The organism is Streptomyces sp. NPDC020747 (assembly GCF_044334695.1).
Lineage (GTDB): Bacteria > Actinomycetota > Actinomycetes > Streptomycetales > Streptomycetaceae > Streptomyces.
The window spans coordinates 330,184-349,673 of the sequence record NZ_JBIRTJ010000003.1 but is presented as its reverse complement, the minus strand read 5'-3'; the positions used below and the strand labels follow the sequence as shown (position 1 = coordinate 349,673).

Annotated in this window: 18 protein-coding genes; 4 read left to right on the top strand and 14 right to left on the bottom strand. The window is 71.9% G+C overall.

The window, feature by feature from the left end:
- Positions 1 to 15: 15 nt before the first annotated feature.
- Genes ACH4YP_RS10735 through pdhA form a run of 3 tightly spaced genes read right to left on the bottom strand, consistent with a single transcriptional unit; the run spans position 16 to position 3,751 of the window.
- On the bottom strand, positions 16 to 1,587 hold the full coding sequence (locus tag ACH4YP_RS10735; protein ID WP_398490244.1) for a dihydrolipoamide acetyltransferase family protein: 1,572 nt from the start codon (positions 1,585 to 1,587) through the stop codon (positions 16 to 18).
- Positions 1,587 to 2,591, bottom strand: a complete 1,005-nt coding sequence (locus tag ACH4YP_RS10730) for an alpha-ketoacid dehydrogenase subunit beta (protein WP_361064883.1) — start codon at positions 2,589 to 2,591, stop codon at positions 1,587 to 1,589. The genes ACH4YP_RS10735 and ACH4YP_RS10730 overlap by 1 nt, the downstream gene beginning before the upstream one ends.
- The gene (pdhA, locus tag ACH4YP_RS10725; protein WP_361064886.1) at positions 2,588 to 3,751 is read right to left on the bottom strand and encodes a pyruvate dehydrogenase (acetyl-transferring) E1 component subunit alpha; all 1,164 of its coding nucleotides are present in this window, start codon (positions 3,749 to 3,751) and stop codon (positions 2,588 to 2,590) included. Before pdhA ends, ACH4YP_RS10730 begins: the two co-directional genes overlap by 4 nt.
- 173 nt (positions 3,752 to 3,924) lie before the next feature.
- Between pdhA and ACH4YP_RS10720 the strand changes: the two genes are divergently transcribed.
- Positions 3,925 to 4,425, top strand: a complete 501-nt coding sequence (locus ACH4YP_RS10720; RefSeq protein WP_398490241.1) for an Lrp/AsnC family transcriptional regulator — start codon at positions 3,925 to 3,927, stop codon at positions 4,423 to 4,425.
- 36 nt (positions 4,426 to 4,461) lie between these two features.
- On the opposite strand, the gene ACH4YP_RS10715 is transcribed toward ACH4YP_RS10720, so the two are convergent.
- Together ACH4YP_RS10715 and ACH4YP_RS10710 are read right to left on the bottom strand one after the other, a co-directional pair.
- Positions 4,462 to 5,052, bottom strand: a complete 591-nt coding sequence (locus ACH4YP_RS10715) for a TetR/AcrR family transcriptional regulator (RefSeq protein WP_055613049.1) — start codon at positions 5,050 to 5,052, stop codon at positions 4,462 to 4,464.
- Entirely contained in the window at positions 5,049 to 6,563 is a 1,515-nt protein-coding gene (locus ACH4YP_RS10710) for a 3-hydroxyacyl-CoA dehydrogenase (protein ID WP_361064889.1), read from the bottom strand. The genes ACH4YP_RS10715 and ACH4YP_RS10710 overlap by 4 nt, the downstream gene beginning before the upstream one ends.
- A gap of 148 nt (positions 6,564 to 6,711) precedes the next feature.
- Between ACH4YP_RS10710 and paaN the strand changes: the two genes are divergently transcribed.
- Positions 6,712 to 8,403, top strand: a complete 1,692-nt coding sequence (gene paaN / locus ACH4YP_RS10705) for a phenylacetic acid degradation protein PaaN (protein ID WP_361064892.1) — start codon at positions 6,712 to 6,714, stop codon at positions 8,401 to 8,403.
- Between the two features lie 88 nt (positions 8,404 to 8,491).
- Here the strand turns inward: paaN and ACH4YP_RS10700 are convergent, their stop codons facing one another.
- Genes ACH4YP_RS10700 through ACH4YP_RS10690 form a run of 3 tightly spaced genes read right to left on the bottom strand, consistent with a single transcriptional unit; the run spans position 8,492 to position 11,890 of the window.
- A complete protein-coding gene (locus ACH4YP_RS10700) occupies positions 8,492 to 9,283 on the bottom strand; it encodes a TrmH family RNA methyltransferase (RefSeq protein ID WP_398490238.1) in 792 nt (263 codons plus the stop codon).
- A gap of 10 nt (positions 9,284 to 9,293) precedes the next feature.
- The gene (locus tag ACH4YP_RS10695; RefSeq protein WP_398490236.1) at positions 9,294 to 10,847 is read right to left on the bottom strand and encodes an HTTM domain-containing protein; all 1,554 of its coding nucleotides are present in this window, start codon (positions 10,845 to 10,847) and stop codon (positions 9,294 to 9,296) included.
- On the bottom strand, positions 10,844 to 11,890 hold the full coding sequence (locus ACH4YP_RS10690; protein WP_398490234.1) for a DUF5819 family protein: 1,047 nt from the start codon (positions 11,888 to 11,890) through the stop codon (positions 10,844 to 10,846). Before ACH4YP_RS10690 ends, ACH4YP_RS10695 begins: the two co-directional genes overlap by 4 nt.
- A 297-nt stretch (positions 11,891 to 12,187) precedes the next feature.
- On the opposite strand from ACH4YP_RS10690, the gene ACH4YP_RS10685 reads away from it, so the two are divergent.
- Positions 12,188 to 13,324: an acyl-CoA dehydrogenase family protein gene (locus ACH4YP_RS10685; RefSeq protein ID WP_361064904.1), complete on the top strand. Its 1,137-nt coding sequence runs from the start codon at positions 12,188 to 12,190 to the stop codon at positions 13,322 to 13,324.
- Positions 13,325 to 13,442: 118 nt separating this feature from the next.
- On the opposite strand, the gene ACH4YP_RS10680 is transcribed toward ACH4YP_RS10685, so the two are convergent.
- The 4 genes from ACH4YP_RS10680 to ACH4YP_RS10665 all read right to left on the bottom strand — a co-directional run bounded on the left by ACH4YP_RS10680 (position 13,443) and on the right by ACH4YP_RS10665 (position 17,256).
- A complete protein-coding gene (locus tag ACH4YP_RS10680; protein ID WP_361064932.1) occupies positions 13,443 to 13,772 on the bottom strand; it encodes a rhodanese-like domain-containing protein in 330 nt (109 codons plus the stop codon).
- A 134-nt stretch (positions 13,773 to 13,906) separates the two neighbouring features.
- A complete protein-coding gene (locus tag ACH4YP_RS10675) occupies positions 13,907 to 14,881 on the bottom strand; it encodes a J domain-containing protein (RefSeq protein ID WP_398490542.1) in 975 nt (324 codons plus the stop codon).
- A 423-nt stretch (positions 14,882 to 15,304) separates the two neighbouring features.
- Entirely contained in the window at positions 15,305 to 16,741 is a 1,437-nt protein-coding gene (locus tag ACH4YP_RS10670; protein WP_398490541.1) for a DUF2252 domain-containing protein, read from the bottom strand.
- A gap of 143 nt (positions 16,742 to 16,884) precedes the next feature.
- Positions 16,885 to 17,256, bottom strand: a complete 372-nt coding sequence (locus ACH4YP_RS10665) for a helix-turn-helix domain-containing protein (protein WP_361064910.1) — start codon at positions 17,254 to 17,256, stop codon at positions 16,885 to 16,887.
- A 218-nt stretch (positions 17,257 to 17,474) separates the two neighbouring features.
- On the opposite strand from ACH4YP_RS10665, the gene ACH4YP_RS10660 reads away from it, so the two are divergent.
- Complete coding sequence (locus tag ACH4YP_RS10660; protein ID WP_361064912.1) at positions 17,475 to 18,134, top strand: NAD(P)H-dependent oxidoreductase; 660 nt, start codon at positions 17,475 to 17,477, stop codon at positions 18,132 to 18,134.
- 202 nt (positions 18,135 to 18,336) lie between these two features.
- On the opposite strand, the gene ACH4YP_RS10655 is transcribed toward ACH4YP_RS10660, so the two are convergent.
- Positions 18,337 to 18,936, bottom strand: coding sequence for an epimerase (locus tag ACH4YP_RS10655; protein ID WP_361064915.1), 600 nt, complete (start codon positions 18,934 to 18,936; stop codon positions 18,337 to 18,339).
- Positions 18,937 to 19,046: 110 nt separating this feature from the next.
- Positions 19,047 to 19,190, bottom strand: coding sequence for a hypothetical protein (locus tag ACH4YP_RS10650; protein ID WP_361064918.1), 144 nt, complete (start codon positions 19,188 to 19,190; stop codon positions 19,047 to 19,049).
- Between the last annotated feature and the right edge of the window lie 300 nt (positions 19,191 to 19,490).

The following is a 19,490-nucleotide window of genomic DNA, read 5'->3' as shown; positions in this document are numbered from 1 at the left end:
TGGGGGCCGAGGGGGCTACAGGGTCCGCAGCAGGACCGCCGGCTGCTCGACGCAGTCCGCGACATACCGGAGGAATCCGCCCGCCGTGCCGCCGTCGCACACCCGGTGGTCGAAGGTGAGCGAGAGCTGCACGACCTGCCGCACCGCCAGCTCGCCCTCGTGCACCCAGGGCTTGGGGACGATCCGGCCGACGCCGAGCATGGCCGCCTCGGGGTGATTGATGATCGGCGTGGAGCCGTCGACGCCGAACACCCCGTAGTTGTTCAACGTGAAGGTCCCGCCGGTGAGTTCCGCCGGTGTGAGCGTCCCGGTCCGTGCCGCCTCGGTGAGCCGGGCGAACTCCGCGCTCAGCGACTCCGCGTCCCGCGTGTGAGCGTCCTTCACCACCGGCACGACGAGCCCGCGCTCGGTCTGCGCGGCGAACCCGAGGTGCACCGCGTCGAGCCGGACGACCTCCCGGGCGTCCATGTCGACCGTCGAGTTGAGCTCGGGGAACCGGGCCAGCGCGGCGGTGCAGATACGGGCGAGGAGAGCGAGGAGGGAGATCTTCGGCCCGCCCGCCTCGTTCATCCGCACGCGCGCGTGCATCAGTTCCGTGGCGTCGGCGTCGACCCAGCAGGTCGCGTCGGGAATCTCGCGCCGGCTCCGGGAGAGCTTGTCGGCGACGGCACCGCGGACGCCCTTGAGCGGAACGCGGGTGCCACGCGCGCGCGTGGACGTGGACGTCGGGGACGGTTGGGGCGCGGGCGCCGCGGCCTGCGGTGGCCGCGCGGCGGTCGGGGCGGACGCGGCGGCCCGCACGGCGTGCTCGACGTCCGCGCGCGTGATCAGCCCGTCGCGACCCGAGCCCGCCAGCTCCCGCAGGTCGAGCCCGTTCTCCCGGGCCAGCCTGCGCACGAGCGGGGAGATCACCGGCACGGGACCGTCGGCCCGGCGCCCGGCATCGGCACCGGTCCCGTCCACGACCGCCTCCTCGTCCCCTACGGGACGACGGGTGGCCGTGTCCGACCCGGCGGACCCGGCGGGCGCGGCGGACCCGGCGGGCGCCTCCGCGACGGCCAGGCCGGTGTCCGGGAGCCCGGCGCGACGGCTTGCCGGCGCTTCGGTCCCGGCCGCCCTGCCGGTGTTCCCGAGCCGGTCAGGACCCGGCCCGCCGACGGACGGCGAACCCGGTGACCGCCGTACCGGAGCCGCCCCGGCCCCCGGTGGCCGCAGCCGTCCGCGCCGCGCCGGAGGCGCCTGCGTGCCGTAACCCACGAGTACGTTTCCGGAGCCCTCGTCCTTGTCCTCGTCCCCGGAGCCGGGAGCGAGCGGGCCGGAAGCCAGTGCGCCGGAGGCCGGTGACCCCACCGCGACCGTCAGCAGCGGGGAGCCGACGGGCAGTTCGGTGCCCTCTTCGCCGTAGCGGGCCGTGACCACGCCGCCGTACGGGCAGGGGACCTCGACCATCGCCTTGGCCGTCTCGACCTCGACGACGGGCTGGTCGACGGCGACGACGTCGCCGACCTGGACGAGCCAGCGGACGATCTCGGCCTCCGTGAGCCCCTCGCCGAGGTCGGGCAGCTTGAATTCGAGGACCTGTGCCATCAGCTCTGTGCCTCCCACTGCAGCCGCGCCACCGCGTCCAGGATCCGGTCGACGCCCGGCAGATGGTGGCGCTCCAGCATCGGCGGCGGATACGGGATGTCGAACCCGGCCACGCGCAGCACCGGCGCCTCCAGGTAGTGGAAGCACCGCTCGGTGACCCGCGCGGCGATCTCCCCGCCGGGCCCGCCGAAGCCGCCCGACTCGTGCACGACGACGGCCCGCCCGGTGCGTCGTACGGACGCGGAGACCGTCTCGTCGTCGAACGGCACCAGGGAGCGCAGGTCGACGACTTCGAGGTCCCAGCCCTCGGCCCGCGCCGCCTCGGCGGCCTCCAGACAGACGGGCACCGACGGCCCGTACGTGATGAGCGTGGCGCTGCGGCCGTGGTGCCGCACGACCGCGCGGCCGATCGGGTCCACGGTCTGCGGCTCGTCGGGGTTCCAGGTGTCCTTCGACCAGTACAGGCGCTTGGGTTCCAGGAAGACCACCGGGTCGTCGGAGGCGATGGCGGCGCGCAGCAGTCCGTACGCGTCGGCGACCGTCGCGGGTGTGACGACATGGAGGCCCGGGGTCGCGATGTAGTACGCCTCGGAGGAGTCGCTGTGGTGCTCTACGCCGCCGATGCCGCCCCCGTAGGGCACGCGCACGGTGATGGGCAGCGGCATCGCCCCGCGCGTGCGGTTGCGCATGCGTGCCACGTGCGAGATCAGCTGCTCGAAGGCCGGGTAGGCGAAGGCGTCGAACTGCATCTCCACGACCGGCCTGAGCCCGTACATGGCCATGCCGACGGCCGTGCCGAGGATGCCGGCCTCGGCGAGCGGCGTGTCCGTGACGCGGTCCTCGCCGAACTCCTTGGCGAGCCCGTCGGTGACGCGGAAGACGCCGCCGAGGGTGCCGACGTCCTCGCCCATGACGTGCACGGTCGGGTCGTCGGCCATGGCGTCCCGCAGGGCGCGGCCGAGGGCCTGCGCCATGGTGGCCGGCTTCACCGCGACGGTGGTCATCGGGCCGTTCCTTCCGACTCGTGTTCGCCCTCGTGGTGGCGTGCCTCGGCGTCCAGCTCGGCCCGCAACTGTGCTTCCTGTTCCAGGAGTTGCGTCGTGGGCTGGGCGTAGACGTGCGCGAAGAGGTCCATCGGGTCGAGCGCCGGGTCCTGGTTCATGCGCTCGCGCAGGTCCGCGGCCATCGCCTCGGCGTCCTCGCGCGCGGCGCGCATCCCCGCCTCGTCGAGCAGCCCGCGCTCGGTCAGCTCGTGCTCCAGGAGGGCGATCGGGTCGTGCGCACGCCAGGCCTCGACCTCGGAGTCGCCGCGGTAGCGCTTGTCGTCGTCGGCGTTCGTGTGCGCCTCCATGCGGTACGTGACCGCCTCCACGAGCGTCGGACCGCCACCCGCGCGCGCGTGGGCGACGGCGTCGCCGAGGACCTCGTGCACGGCGGCGGCGTCGTTGCCGTCGACCAGGCGGCCGGGCATCCCGTAGCCGACGGCCTTGTGGGCCAACGACGGGGCCGCGGTCTGCTTGGCGAGCGGGACGGAGATCGCGAAGCCGTTGTTCTGTACGAGGAAGACGACCGGGGCCTGCCAGACCGCGGCGAAGTTCAGCGCCTCGTGGAAGTCGCCCTCGCTGGTGCCGCCGTCGCCGACCAGGGCGAGCGCGACCACGTCGTCGCCCTTGAGGCGAGCTGCGTGCGCGAGGCCCACGGCGTGCGGGAGCTGGGTGGCGAGCGGCGTGCACAGAGGCGCGATCCGGTGCTCGTGCGGGTCGTAGCCGGTGTGCCAGTCGCCACGCAGCAGGGTCAGCGCCTGGACGGGGTCGAGGCCGCGGGCGACGGCGGCGAGCGTGTCGCGATAGCTCGGGAAGAGCCAGTCGCGCTCTTCGAGGACCAGCGCGGCGGCGACCTCGCAGGCCTCCTGGCCGGTGGAGGAGGGGTAGACGGCGAGGCGGCCCTGCTTGGTGAGGGCGGTGGCCTGCGCGTTGTAGCGGCGGCCTCGCACCAGCTGCGCGTACAGCCTGCGCAGGAGCTCCGGGTCGACCCGCTCGGCCGCCTCGGTGCCGAGGACGCGGTGGGGCAGCGCGTCGGGCAGCAGCGGCGCGGGGTCGGTGCGGGGCTGCCAGGCGGGCGGCGGGGTCGGCCGGTATGCGCCTCGCTGCTCCATGACCGTCATGTCGGCACCTCCTCGTGGGCGGCTTCGAGAGGCGTGCCGAGAGTGACGCGCCTCACCTACCGATTGTTCGGTCGTCGGCACATTTTGGCTACAGGCACCTCCAGGCTGTGGACAAACGGTTCTCCACAGCCTGAGATGGACGCAGTACGTCCATGGTAGGGAGGCGGGGGGACATGGCACCTGAACAAATGGCCGAGGGGCCTGAGGCGGGATCCTCCCTGCCGCCGCCGCGCCCGCTGGACGCCATCGATCAGGACATCCTCCAGATGCTCCAGGCGGACGGCCGCGCCTCGATACGGTCCGTGGCCGAGCGCGTCCATGTGTCGCGCGCGAACGCCTACGCGCGCATCAACCGCCTCATCGAGGACGGCGTGATCCGCGGCTTCGGTGCCCGCGTCGACCACGAGCGCGCGGGGCACAGCACCTCGGCGTACATCACCCTCAAGATCGTGCAGAACTCCTGGCGCACCGTGCGCGAGCAGCTGAGGGCGCTTCCGGGGGCCTCCCACATCGCTCTGGTGGGCGGGGACTTCGACGTCCTGCTCCTGGTGCACACGCCCGACAACAGGGCGCTGCGCGAGCTGGTGCTCACCCGGCTCCAGGCCATCCCCGAGGTGCTCAGCACACGGACGCTGCTCGTGTTCGAGGAGGAGGACCTGGAGCCGCAGGGGTGACCTGCACCTTTGGAGGCTTCGGGCTCTTCCCGCGCCTCAGTCCTCCTGCCGGAGCCCCCCGAAGACCAGCCGCACCACCGCGTCGGCGACCTCGCGCTCGCCCATGCCCCGCCCGTCGGGGCGGTACCACTCCACGATCGAGTTGATCATCCCGAAGACCAGCCGCGTCGCGAGCCGGAACTCCACATCGACGCGTACGTCCCCGTCGGCGGCCGCGGCTCTCAGGAGCTCCGCCACCCGGTGGTCGAAGTCCCGGCGCCGCTCCAGGGCCCACCGCTCGGCGTCGGTGTTGCCGCGCACGCGCAGCAGCAGCGTCACGTACGGCAGCTCGGCGGTGAGGACCTCGACCATGCGCCGGGTGACGTACTCCAGGCGCTCCACGGCACGCCCCACGCGCGCGTGCTCCTCGTCGAGAATCCCGAAGAGGCCGTCGAGCGCCCGGCTGACGGCCCGGCGCAGCAGCTCCTCCTTGCCCGTGACGTGGTGGTAGATCGACGACTTGGAGATGCCCGCCGCCTTGGAGAGGTGCTCCATGGAGGTGCCGTCGTAGCCGCGCTCGTTGAAGACCCGCACGGCCACGGAGAGCAGCGTCTCCGGGGTGTAGGTGTCGCGCTTGGCGGTGGTCATGGGGTGCCCTCCCGCTTCTCGGAGGCGTACGCGTGGCGGTAGAGCGCGAGGGACGGCGCGTAACGCCCCGACGGGTCGCGCATGTGCAGGTCGTCCAGGACGTCGTAGGCCCAGGCCCGGCCGAGCCTGCGGCTCCATTCGAAGGGCCCCAGGGGGTAGTTGACGCCCAGGCGCATCGCCGTGTCGATGTCCTCCTCGGTGGCCACTCCTTTGGCGACGGCGTCGTGCGCCAGGTCGACGATGCGGGCCACCGTGCGGGCGACGATCAGGCCGGGCACGTCCCCGATGACGCTGACGTCCTTGCCGAGCGCCTGGAAGAGCCCGGTGGCCTCGGCGAGGGTCTGGGTCTGGGTGTCCTGCGAGTGGGACAGGGCGATCCGGGTCGCCCTGCGGTAGTCGAGCGCGAGGTCGAAGTAGACGACGTCACGGAACTCGACGGCGGTCTGGCCGTCCGCGAGGGCCAGCTGGCCGCCGCTCGGCAGCACCAGCCGGGTGCCGTGGTCCTCCTCGTCCTCGCGGACCTGGATGCCCGCCTCGCGGATCAGCGCGAGCAGCTCGGACGCGGCGCCCAGATCGCCCTCGGCGACCACGTAGGCGGGCGGCTGGACCTTCTCCGCGGTGTGCGGCTCCGGACGGTCGCCCTCGTCCCCGTAGTCGTACCAGCCGTGCCCCGACTTGCGGCCGTGGCGGCCCGACTCCACGAGCCGGCGCTGGGCCAGCGAGGGCGTGAACCGCACGTCCTGGAAGAAGGCCTCCCACACGGAGCGCGTGACGGACTCGTTGACGTCCTGGCCGATGAGGTCGGTCAGTTCGAAGGCGCCCATCTTGAAGCCGCCCGACTCGCGCAGGACCGCGTCGATCGTGGCGGGGTCGGCGGCCTGCGCCTCGTAGACCGCGAAGGCCTCGGCGTAGAAGGGCCGCGCGATGCGGTTGACGATGAAGCCAGGGGTGTCGGCGCAGGCGACCGGGGTCTTCCCCCAGGCGCGGGCCATCTCGTACGCGCGCGTGGCCGACGTGACGTCGGTCGCGAACCCGGAGACGACCTCCACGAGGGGCAGCAGCGGCGCGGGGTTGAAGAAGTGCAGTCCCACGAAACGGCCGGGGTTGCGCAGGGCGCCGCCGATCGCGGTCACCGACAGGGAGGAGGTGTTGGTGGCGAGCAGGCAGTCGTCGTCGACGATGTCCTCCAGCTCGCGCAGCAGCTGCTGTTTGACGTCCAGGCGCTCCAGGACGGCTTCGACGACCAGGCCCGAGTCGGCGAGGTCGGCGAGGCTCTCGGCGGGGCGCAGACGCGCGCGGGCGGCGTCCCGTTCGGCGCCGGTCAGCCGGTCCTTCTCGACGAGCCGGTCGAGGCGGGCGGCGATCGCGTCGGCCGCGGCCCGGGCTCGGCCCGGCACGGCGTCGTACAGCCGTACGGGGTGGCCCGCGACGAGCGCGACCTGAGCGATGCCCTGGCCCATGGTGCCGGTACCGACGACGGCCACGGAGCCGGCGAGGTCGAGTGCTGTCATGCTCGCGATCCTCCCGCACGGGGTTGTCCACAGGTTCAGCGGACCCCCTTGTCCCGACCGATCGTTCGGTTACTCTAACTCTGTCCGCCCGTTCCTGCCCAGGTCGTGAGCTCGACGAAGAGCTCGCGAGACGAGGAGTTGGTCCCTCATGGCCGCCGAACTCACCGCGCACCAGCTGATCGAACAGCACCGGCCCACCCTCGACCAGGCGCTGGAAGCGATCCGCACGCGCGCGTACTGGTCGCCACACCCCGAGCACCCCAAGGCGTACGGGGAGAACGGCAGCCTGGACATGGCGGCGGGCAAGGCCGCCTTCGACGCCCTCCTCGGCAGCCGTCTCGACCTCGGCCAGCCCGGCACCGACGACTGGGTGGGCGGCGAGGTCTCGCCGTACGGCATCGAACTGGGCGTCACGTACCCCCACGCGGACGTCGACACCCTGCTGCCCGCCATGCGCGCGGGGCAGCGCGCGTGGCGCGACGCCGGCGCGGAGATGCGCGCGGTGGTGTGCCTGGAGATCCTCAAGCGGATCAGCGACCGCACCCACGAGTTCGCGCACGCGGTCATGCACACCAGCGGCCAGGCCTTCATGATGGCGTTCCAGGCGGGCGGCCCGCACGCGCAGGACCGCGGCCTGGAGGCGGTTGCGTACGCGTACGTGGAGCAGGTCCGCACCCCCGACGACGCCGAGTGGACGAAGCCCCAGGGCAAGCGCGACCCGATCGCGCTGACCAAGCGGTTCACACCGGTGCCGCGCGGGATCGCGCTGGTGATCGGCTGCAACACCTTCCCGACGTGGAACGGCTATCCGGGCCTGTTCGCCTCCCTGGCCACCGGCAACGCGGTGCTCGTGAAACCCCACCCGCGCGCGGTGCTGCCGCTCGCGCTCACCGTCCAGGTGGCCCGCGAGGTGCTCGCCGAGGCCGGCTTCGACCCGAACCTGGTGGCGCTGGCCGCCGAGCGGACGGGCGAGGGCATCGCCAAGACCCTGGCGACACGCCCGGAGATCCGGATCATCGACTACACGGGCTCGACGGCGTTCGGCGACTGGCTGGAGGCCAACGCCCGTCAGGCGCAGGTCTACACGGAGAAGGCCGGCGTCAACACGGTGCTCGTGGAGTCGACCGACGACTACAAGGGGATGCTGTCGAACCTCGCCTTCTCCTTGTCCCTCTACAGCGGCCAGATGTGCACGACCCCGCAGAACCTCCTCATCCCCCGCGACGGCATCCGTACGGAGGAGGGCCCCAGGACGTACGACGAGGTGGTCGCCGACCTCGCGAAGTCGGTCGGCGGACTCCTCGGGGACGACGCCCGGGCGAACGGCCTGCTGGGCGCGATCGTGAACCCCGACGTGAAGGCCCGTCTGGAGGCGGCCACCGGGCTCGGCGAGGTCGCCCTCGCCTCACGGGAGATCGCCAACCCCGAGTTCCCGGACGCGGTCGTGCGCACCCCGGTGATCGTGAAGCTGGACGGCGCCAAGCCGGACGACCAGGCCGCGTTCATGAACGAGTGCTTCGGCCCCGTCTCCTTCGCGGTCGCGGTCGACTCGGCGGCGGACGCCGTGGCGCTGCTGCGGCGGACCATCGCCAACAAGGGCGCGATGACGGTGGGCGCGTACACGACCTCGGAGGAGGTCGAGGAAGCCGTCCAGGAGGCCTGCCTGGAGGAGTGCGCCCAGCTCTCGCTCAACCTGACCGGCGGGGTCTACGTCAACCAGACCGCCGCGTTCTCGGACTTCCACGGCTCGGGCGGCAACCCGGCGGCGAACGCCGCACTGTGCGACGGGGCGTTCGTGGCCAACCGGTTCCGGGTGGTGGAGGTACGCAGGGAGGCGTAGGGAGCGCCCCAGAGGGGCGCGGGGCTGTTCACATTTGCGGCTCCGCCGCGTGGGCGCGACCAGCCACAGCCGACCCGCAGAGGCACAACTACGAGGCACTCCAGTGGAACAACGTCATCGCCACACTGGTGGCGAGGTTGTAGCTGGAGACCTGGGGCCGCATCGGCAGTGAGACCAAGTGGTCGGTGCGGGCGCGCAGTTCGCCCGACAACCCGCTGCGCTCGGAGCCGAAGGCGAGAACCGCGTCGTCCGGGAGCTTCAGCGCCCGGATGTCCTCGCCCTCCGGGTCGAGGGCGAACACCGGCCCGGCGGGCAGTTCGTCCACGGTCAGTCGCTCGACGGCCGTGGCGAAGTGCAGGCCCGCCCCGGCGCGCACCACCGTGGGATGCCACGGATCGAGCGTGCCGGTCGTGACGACCCCCGTCGCGCCGAAACCGGCCGCGAGCCGGATCACGGCACCCGCGTTGCCGAGGTTGCGCGGCTGGTCGAGGACGACCACGGGCGCGATGCGGGGCGCGCGGGCCAGCACGCGCAGATTGGCGGCGCGCTCGGGACGTACCGCCAGGGCGGCCACGGCGGTGGGGTGCGGGCGCGGGACGAGAGCTTCGTACGCGGCCTGCGGGACCTCCGTCAGGAGGGCGTCCAGGGTGTCCCGTACGTCCGGGGCCAGGTCGTCGGCGAGGGCGAGGGCGGCCCGCCGGTCGGCGGTGACCGCCACCGGGATCTCGGCCCGGAAACGCACGGCGTGCTTGAGGGCGTGGAAACCGTCGAGCAGCACGGAGGTACCGGCGAGCCGACGCCAGGCGCTCACGGGGTCGGGGTCGGGTGCGTCGAGGTCGCGTGGGTCGACGGGATCGAGGTCGCGGGGATCGTCCGTCATGCGGTGAAGCCTACGTGCGGGTGCTCGCCGTCCAGGACGTCTCGGCCGTCTGCGGGGTGCGCGGGGGCTCCTCGCGGGGCCCCGGGAGCGTACGCGTGCGGCCCAGACGCGAAAACAGCCCTCCACGCGCGCGTGCCGCCCAGCCGCCCACGCGGCGCAGGAAGGACGTCGGCAGGAACACGGCGTCGGCGGCGATCATCGCGAGCGAGAAGAACGGCAGGCCCAGCACGACGGCGATCACGGCGTGCTCGGTGATCATGGCGGCCAGCAGGACGTTCTTCACCCGCCGGTTGAACAACGTGAAGGGGAAGGCGACCTGCACGATCACCGTCCCGTACGTCACCAGCAACATCAGCGTGCCGCTCGCGGACAGCAGCTCGGAGAGGGCCGGCCAGGGGGAGAAGTAGTCCAGGTGGAGGGGGTAGTAGACGGCTGTGCCGTCCTGCCAGCGCGAACCCTGGATCTTGTACCAGCCGGCGGTCGCGTAGATCAGACACGCCTCGGCCATGATCACGAAGAGGGCGGCGTTGTGGACGAGGTTGGCGACCACGTCGAGGAGGATGCGGGGCTGGACGCTCCGGCCGTACCGATGGGCCAGCCACCACAGGCCCTGCACGGCCCACAGCCCCCAGTAGATCGTCCGCCAGCCGCCGAAAAACCCACCGTCGATCTTCCCCGCCAGCGTGGCCGCGGCCAGGACGAGGCCGAGCACCGTCCAGAGGGCGGGACCGGCCCTGTCCGGGCCCACCCACGCTCCACGCGCGCGTGCGTCCCGGGCCCGGCGCTCCCGCCGCTCGTCCAGCGACCAGACCCGGCCGCAGCGCGTGAGCACCAGGTAGATCGCCATGAGGTGGATGACGTTGTCGCCGCCGTCCCCCATGAAGATGCTGCGGTTCTGCAGGGAGAGCACGCCGACCATGAAGAGCACGGACATGGTCCGGGTGCGCCAGCCGAGCATCAGCAGGAGGCTGGACAGCACGGCGAACGCGTAGACGATCCCGAACCAGACCTGGCCGTCGGCCCACATCAGGGCCGTGAAGGCGTGGTTGCTCGCGATGAGCTGCTGGGCGAGATCCCAGCTCCAGGGGCCGTCGGGCCCGTACATCTCCTCGCGGTGCGGGAACTCCCGCAGCAGGAACAGCAGCCAGGTGCCGGCGAAGCCTATGCGGATCACGGCGCTCTGGTACGGGCCGAGCGCCTCGCCGGTGACGCGCGTGATGGCCTGCGCGAGGGTCCGGTCGACGCGGTGCCTCCGGTCGAACCGGCTTATCCGGCCGGCAAGCCGCTCCCGACCGAGGCTGCGCGTCCGGTCCCGGCCGAGGCTGCTCGCCTGGTCACGACGGAGGCTGCTCGTCCGGTGGTGGTCGGGGGTGTGCGTCTGGTGGTGATCGGGGGTGCTCGCCGGATCGCCGGTCGGATCGCCGGTCGGGGTGCCGGTCGGGGTGCCGGTCGGGGTGCCGGTCGGGGTGGGGCCGCGATCATGGTTGTCCGGGCGGCCATTGTTGTCCGGCGGGGTGGGCTCGGGGTCGTGGTCGCCCCTCGGGCCGTGGCCGAGGTCGCTCATCGGGCGCTCGCCTCCGTCTCCGTGGACTCCGCGGGCCGCGTCCCGGCCGCCCGGTCGGCCTCCGAGACCGGCCACCAGGGCAGCTCGCGGACGATGGGCTTGTCGGACACCTGCTCCTGGCTCCACTTCGGAGGCGGCACATTGGTCGTACGGGAGCGGACCTGGACCTGTTGCACGACCGCGCCCCGGCCGCCGGCCTGCTCGCGGTCGAGGCGCAGGACCACGATGCGGCGCAGATACTTCTCGGACAGGGAGCCGCGCAGGCCGTTCGGACGGTTCGCGTTGTCGTGCGTGGCCACGAAGAAGTCCCAGGCCCGGCGCAGCTCGTTCTGCTGGGTGTGGCTGGGCAGCAGATTGCCGTCGATGGCGGCACCGTCCAGCGCGGAGAGGTCGTACCAGCCGGTCGTCCTGAGGTCACCGTCCGCGCCCCGCACCTCGGTGCGGACCTGGACCGCGATGTTCTGCTGCAGCGGGTTGGGCGCGAAGAGCTTCCAGTTCTGTTCGAACTCGGGGTAGATCCACTCGTCGATCGCCTGCCCGTGCTGCTTGGTGACCGTGTTCGACGGCGCGACATGCAGGAAGACCATGCCGACGTGCACACAGGCGGCGACCGCGACGACGGCGAGCGCGAGCGCGGCGGCGATCTGGTACGGGAGGGAGAGGGCGGCGATACCGGCGGGAGGGGGGAGCGGGGGACCGACGAGGGCGGTGTCGCCGTACTGCTGGTCGCATGGCTGGTCGTATGGCTGGTCGTCGTACTGCCGGTCGTCGCGTTGCCGGTCGCCGTACTGCTGGGGGATCCGGGCGGGAGCTTCACCGGAGGGCTTGTGCCCGCCCGGGGGCTCATGACTGTCGGGGGGCTCGTACCCGCCCGGAGACTCGTGACTCTCCGGGTTGCCGTGGGCGTCCGACGTCCCGTGATCGTCTGCGGTCTCGTGACCGTCCGAGGTCTCGTGGCCCTCCGGCGGAAGGCTGTCGGGGACGGCGGCCGGGGGCTCGCCCGGTACGGGCCGGGCGTTCGAGCCCTTGTCGTACGCGTCCATTCCGCCCCGTTCCCGAAGTCTGTCCGATTCCCGTCGCCCGTCCCGCGACAGTCGCACCGGCACGGTACTCAGGCCCGCGCGCCCAGCACAGTCCCATGGGTCACAGAAGCAACGAGGTTATCCACAGCGGTTGACACCTTACGACCCTCACCTCTCCCCGAATCGAACACACAGACCGATCGGTCGGGAGCCCTTCGGTGACCGCGGGACCGACCCGCCCGCACCGTTCCCTTCTTGTAGAACCTGTTCTATCTTGACGCTCCGCCAGATCAACGGATCCGCCGGAGGGACAAGGCCGTGGACTTCACCTTCACCGAGGAGCAGCAGGCGGCCGTGGAAGCGGCGAGGGCGGTGTTCGCGGGGGTCGCGCCGGACGGTGTACCGAGTCCGGCGCTCACCGCCGGTGCCGTCGCGGACGACTTCGACCGCGCCCTGTGGGCGAAACTCGCCGACGCGGACCTGCTGAGCCTGCTGCTCGACGCCCGCCACGGCGGCGCGGGCCTGGACGCCGTCGCACTCTGCCTGGTGCTGCGCGAGTCCGCGAAGGTGCTCGCGCGGGTGCCGTTGCTGGAGAGCACCGCGGCGGCGGTGACCGTGCAGAGGTACGGCGGCGAGGGGCTGAAGGCGGACCTGCTCGCCCGGGCCGGCCGGGGCGAACTGGTCCTGACGGTCGCCGCGAACGGACGGACCGGCCACGACGGCGCCGAACTCGCCGTGACAGCGCGGCCGGAGGGCGACCTGTGGGTGCTGGACGGGATGCAGACGGCCGTCCCCTGGGCGCAGAACGCCGACTTCGTCCTCGTACCCGCGCTGAGCACCGACTCCGGCCGCTCCGTGCTCGCCCTCGTCCCCCGCGTCCACGAAGGCGCGCTGCTCGCCGAGCAGTTCTCGACAACGGGCGAGCGGCTCGGCGAACTCCGGCTGGATTCCGTACGCGTTCCCGCCCGTGACGTCATCGACGCCGACGGAGCCTGGGAGTCGCTGCGCGACCTGCTCGCCACCGGGACGTGCGCGCTGGCGCTCGGGCTGGGTGAAGGAGTACTCGGGATGACGAGCGAATACACCAGCAAGCGGGAGCAGTTCGGGTTCCCGGTCGCCACGTTCCAGGCCGTGGCCGTGCAGGCCGCCGACCGCTACATCGACCTGCGCGCGATGGAGGTGACGCTCTGGCAGGCCGCGTGGCGGATCAGCTCGGGGGCGGGCGGGGCGCTCCCCGCGTCCGGCGACATCGCCGTCGCCAAGACCTGGGCCTCCGAGGGCGTACGCCGTGTCGTGCAGACCGCGCAGCATCTGCACGGCGGCATCGGCGCGGACACCGACTACCCCCTGCACCGGTACCACGCCTGGGCCAAGCACCTGGAACTCTCACTGGGCCCGGCGGCGGCACACGAGGAGGCACTGGGCGACCTGCTGGCGGCCCATCCCTTGGGATGAGCGCGAGGCCCCGGGACGAACGGGAGGCATTGGGGACGAACGCGACGCCTCGGGACATTGGGCTGAGCGCGAGGCTTGAGACAGGCGGGCGGCCGGCAGACCCGGCCGCCCCGGTCCGCTAAAGCACGAACCCCGACTGCCCCTCCGCGTTCACCACGGGACGGCCCGCGGCCGCCCAGACCTGCATGCCGCCGTCGACGTTCACCGCGTCGATGCCCTGCTGGACCAGGTACATCGCGACCTGTGCCGAACGGCCCCCGGAGCGGCAGATCACATGGACCCTGCCGTCCTGCGGCGCCGCCTCGGTCAGTTCGCCGTAACGTGCGACGAAGTCACTGATGGGAATGTGCAACGCCCCTTCGGCGTGACCCGCCTGCCACTCGTCGTCCTCCCGGACGTCCAGCAGAAAGTCACCGTCCCCGAGATCCGAGACCTCGACCGTGGGCACACCAGCTCCGAAACTCATGCCCCGACGCTACCCGACCGCGCCATTTCGCAACTCACCCCGGTGTACGCGGACGGGAGGCCACTGTCCCCATGGCCGACGGCACCGGAAGCCTGTCCTCAGGCTCCGGCCTGCCCTCAGGCCCCGCTGCCGAGCAGGCCCGCCAGTTCGGTCTCCCGCTCGCTCACCTGCGCCAGCAGCTGCTCGGCGATCTCCTCCAGCAGCCGGTCGGGATCGTCCGGCGCGATCTTGAGCATCGCGCCGATCGCGCTCTCCTCCAGGTCGCGGGCTACGAGGGCGAGCAGTTCCTTGCGCTGGGCGAGCCATTCGAGACGGGCGTAGAGCTCCTCGCTGCGAGTCGGGCGCCACTCCTCGGACACGGGACCGGCGGCCCACTCCTCGGACAGCTCCCGGAGCAGGGTCTCGTCCCCACGGCCGTACGCCGCGTTGACCCGGGAGATGAACTCGTCGCGCCGCGCGCGCTCCGTGTCGTCCTGCGCCAGGTCGGGGTGCGCCTTGCGGACCAGCTCCCGGTAGAGCTTGCGGGCCTCGTCGCTCGGCCGGACCCGCTGCGGCGGCCGCACCGGCTGCTCGGTCAGCATGGCCGACGCCTCCGGGGACAACCCGTCCGAGTCGAGCCAGTCGTGGAACAACTCCTCGATCCCGGGCATCGGCATGACGCGGGCCCGTGCCTCCTGCGCCTTGCGCACGTCCTCCGGGTCACCGGTGCTCGCGGCCCGCGCCTCGGCGACCTGCGCGTCCAACTCGTCGAGCCGCGAGTACATCGGCCCGAGCTTCTGGTGGTGCAGCCGGGAGAAGTTCTCCACCTCGACCCGGAACGTCTCCACCGCGATCTCGAACTCGATCAACGCCTGCTCGGCCGCCCGAACGGCCCGCTCCAGCCGCTCCTCGGGCCGCGCCTGCCCTTCGCCTCCGGCACCACCCTCGGACGTACCACCTTCGGACGCGTCACCGGCGGTCGGGCCACCTACCGTCGGGCCGCCCGAGGCCGAACCGCCAACCGTCGCATCGCCCGAGACGGAACCATCAACCGACCCTTCGCCGGCGGTCGAGCCACCTGCCGACTCGTCGTCCGCGGTCCCGTCGCCCACCGCTGGAGCGTCCGCCGTACGGTCACCCGCCGTGGCCCCGTCCGCAGACTCCTCGCGCTCGGCCCCATCGCCTCCGGTCACGTCCGACAACGGCACGTCGGCGTCAGCGCCCGACCCGGCAGACGCCTCGACCGACGGCTCCGCACCCGACTCGGCGTCTGCGCCCGAATCGACGGATGCCTCGACGGATGCCTCACTGGACGTCTCGGCGGACGGCTCGGCAGGCCTCTCGGTGTCCGACTCGGCGGACGGCACCTTCTCGGCGCGCGGCTCACCGGAGCCCGGTTCCGCGAGGGGCTCGGGCGGGGGCTGATCAGCTTCCGGGGTCGTCACCCGCCCAGCCTAGGCCACGGCTCAGCCACCTATTCGAATCGCCTGGCCAGGGCCTTCCCCCGGACGCCTCCCGAAGCTTTCGCCGGCTCGTCAGACCCCCAGCTCACCCACGATCCGTCCCGCCCGCACGGCCGCCACCAGCTCCGCGTGGTCGGCCTCGGTCCGGTCCGCGTAGGCCACCGAGAAGGCCGCGACCGCCTCGTCCAGTTCCTCGCTCTTGCCGCAGTACCCCGCGATGAGCCGTGGATCGGCGCTGTGCGCGTGGGCCCGTGCCAGCAGGGCCCCCGTCATCCGGGCGTAGTCGTCTATCTGGTCCGCGGCCAGCGCCGCGGGATCGACGCTGCCCTTGCGGTTGCGGAACTGCCGCACCTGGAACGGGCGCCCCTCGACCGACGTCCAGCCGAGGAGGATGTCGCTGACGACCTGCATCCTCTTCTGGCCGAGGACGACCCGGCGGCCCTCGTGCTCGACCTCGGGCACCGCGATGCCGACCGTCGCCAGATGAGGCACCAGGACGGACGTACGGGCCTCCTTCACCTGGAGGACAAGGGCCTCACCGCGGTGGTCGAGGAGCAGCACCACGTACGAGCGCGTGCCCACGCTGCCCGTGCCGACCACTCGGAACGCCACGTCGTGCACCGCGTACCGCGCGAGGAGCGGGAGACGGTCCTCGGAGAGCGTGGCCAGATACTCCTCCAGCGACCGCGCGACCGCGGAGGCCTCTTCGTCCGGCACGCGCCGCAGCACCGGAGGGGCGTCGACGAAGCGGCGCCCGCCGCCCTCCACGACCTCCGTCGACTTGGCCGCGAACCGCCCGCTGGTGTTGCCACGGGCCTTCTCCGAGACCCGCTCCAGCGTGCCGAGCAGATCGTGGGCGTCGGTGTGCGAGACCAGCTCCTCGTCCGCGATGGCGTTCCACGCGTCCAGGACCGGGAGCTTGGCGAGCAGCCGCATGGTGCGCCGGTACGAACCGGTCGCGAAGTACGCCGCCTTGCGGCAGGTGTCCTCGTCGGCCCCCGCCTCCCGGGCGGCGAGCACCAGCGACGTCGTGAGCCGCTTGAGGTCCCACTCCCACGGCCCGTGCACCGTTTCGTCGAAGTCGTTCAGGTCTATGACGAGGCCGCCGCGCGCGTCCCCGTACAGACCGAAGTTCGCCGCGTGCGCGTCGCCGCAGATCTGGGCGCCGATGCCGGTCAGCGGCGTACGCGCCAGGTCGTAGGCCATGAGACCGGCCGAACCGCGCAGGAAGGCGAAGGGTGTGGCCGCCATCCGGCCGACCCGTATCGGCGTGAGCTCGGAGATCCGGCCGCGGTTGGACGCGTCGACCGCGGTCACCGCGTCCGGGCGGTCGCCGTTCGTGTCCAGGGAGGCGTGCGCACTGCGCGGGACGCCGCCTCGCAGCGCCTTGCCCTCCTCCTTGGGCGAACCCTGCTCCTTGGCCGGGCCCTCCCCGGCCGGTCGCGCGAACCCGCGCACCGCCGGAACCCTTGCCGCCCCGGCCACCACACCACCGGTCTCGCTCACCAGAACCGCCTCCCCCGCGCACGAACATCAATTTCGAGATGACCGTACCGCCGGGCGCCGATCCGCGTGAGCCCCTGTGGACAACTCCGCACCTGTGGAAAACACCGCAGCTCAACGTGGAGGACAGCTCGCAGGCGGTTCCGGCGCTAGCGTCGGAACCGCTCCTGGCAGCGCCCGTCCTCCGCCAGATACGCCTTCGCCCAGGCGCCCAGTTCCCCCAGCGCGGGTTCCAAGGCCGCCCCCGCCTCCGTCAGCCGGTAGGAGACGCGCAGCGGCGGCCCGTCGTCGACCTCGCGCACCACCAGCCCGACCGTCGCCAGCTCGGTGAGCCGGTCGGAGAGCATGCGCTCGCTGATGCCGGGGATGGCACGGCGCAGATCCGCGAAGTGCACGGGGGCGGGCAGGAGCACGGCCACGATCGGGCCCGTCCAGCGCTTTCCGAGCACCTGGAAGACCTGGGTGATGCCGTTGTCCACCCGCCTGCACGACGCGGCGTCGTGGTTTTCCTGGACCGCCATGGCTTCAGGGTACTGGCCTTCCGTGAGGGGATGAAAAAAAGTAAGTGACTGTGTTATTCATAGTTACGAACAGAAACGCAGCCCATGGCGACGGGCCTCACCACGCCCGGGCCGCCAAGAGCACAGCGCGCCCTCGGCGCACCCGTCGGAGAACGCTCCGTTCGGACAACACTCCCTCGAACCCCATCGCCGGCCGAACCACCCTCACTGGAGAACTCATGGCCACCCTGCTGCACCTGGACTCGTCCGTCTTCCCGGGTCCCGCCTCGGCGTCCCGCGCCGTCACGGACGCCTTCCGCAAGGCCTGGGAGGAGCAGCACCCGGAGGGCACGGTGATCTACCGCGACCTCTCCGAGAATCCCGTACCGCACATCACCGCCGACGCCCACAGCGCCGGCTTCGCCGATCCGTCGGAGCACACCCCGGAGCAGGCCGCCGCCTTCGCCGAGCGTGTGAAGTTCATCGAGGAGCTGGAGCAGGCGGACGCCGTGCTGATCGGCGCGCCCATGTACAACTACTCGATCCCGTCGACGCTCAAGGCGTGGCTCGACAACGTGGTCCTCTTCGGCCGCACCGCGGGCGAGACCCCGTCCGCCAAGGGCACCCCGCTCACCGTCGTGGCCAGCCGCGGCGGCTCCTACGCGCCGGGCACCCCGCGCGCGGGCTACGAGTACGTGCAGAACTACCTGGAGGCCATCTTCAAGGACATGCTTGCCCTGGACCTCGAATTCATCGTCCCGGAGCTCACGATGGCCCCGCACAACCCGGCGATGTCCGAGCTGGTCCCGCTCTTCGAGGCCTCCCGAGCCAAGGCCCTCCAGGAGGCGGCCGACAAGGCAAGGGCCCTCGCCGAGCAGCTCACGTCCAAGGCGGCCTGACGCTTCACCACGTGAGCACGCGCGCACCACGTGACCACGCACCCGGTCGTACGGCGCCCAACGCGCCCGAAGCGGCGCCGCACGGCCGTTCTTCACCCTCTACGGAGAGGGCACTTTCACTGATGGGCATCCCTGGGAGACCCATTTCCCCCTTGGGTCCCCATCGCGACCCCAGGGGGCCCATCACGGCGGAAGGCGAGCCCTACGCGGCCGCTGCCGCCGCCCGGTTGATCCCGTCCGTCTCCAGCACCCGCTCCGCCGCCCCGTCCCGGGCCACCGAGATCATCGCCAGGCCCACCTGTTCGGTCGTGGTGATCCGCCGGGGCGCCAGCTTCCGCAGGACAGGCAGCAGGGCCCCGGTCAACGCGTAGATCACCCGGTACGCCCGGGTCTTCGACCGGATTCCGTGCAGCGGCTGGATGAGCCCCGGCCGGAACATGTACCCCTCCACACCGTCCAGGGCGAGCAGCGCGTTCTCCGTCTCCCCCTTGACCCGCGCCCACATCACACGCCCCTGCGCGGAACCGTCGGTCCCCTGCCCGGACACGTAACAGAAGGCCAGCCCCGGATTCCAGCGGCCCAGCGAACGAGCCACCTCGAGCGTGAGGTCGTACGTGACCTTCCGGTACGCGCCCTCCTTCATGCCCGCCGACGAAACCCCGAGGCAGAAGAAGCAGGCGTCGTACCCGGAGAGCTCGCCCTCGAGCCCGCCGAGATCACTGAGATCGGCCCGCACGACCTCACTCAGCTTCGGATCCGAGACCCCCACGGCCGTCCGCCCGACGACGAGCACACGCTCCACACCCGTGTCCCGCAGGCACTCCCGCAAAACCCCTTGCCCGACCATCCCGGTCGCCCCAAAAAGGATCACCTTCACAAGGCCCACTCCCACCACATAGCCGGACCGGCACCCTAGGCCCTGCCCCGCTTCTTCTTCATCCAGGCCTGACAAAGCCACCGGACGAGCCCCCCGACAAGGACGGCGACGACGATCGCCCCCCAGTCGATGACATGCGGGAGCCCGGGGAAGAAGCCGAAGAAAGCCAGCGTCACCACCAGCCCCCCCCGACGAACGCCGCGACTCCGGCCCACCGCGGTCGCACATCCCGAGCCCGGTCCCGGCCCGCCTGCCGATCGATCATGAACGGCTCACTTCGTGATGTCGTGGCACTGACTCACCCGGCGCACCCCGTTGACGGACAGATGCGCACACGCCTTTCCATAACGAGGCAGCGCCTGAGGAGAGTTGTTCCGCATCGGGCCGATCTTGCACTCGGGGTGCGTCCACCCGCGAGACATCCGGTATGTCCCGTTGGCGGTGTTGGCGTACGTACAGTCGATCCGCCACCGCAGAAG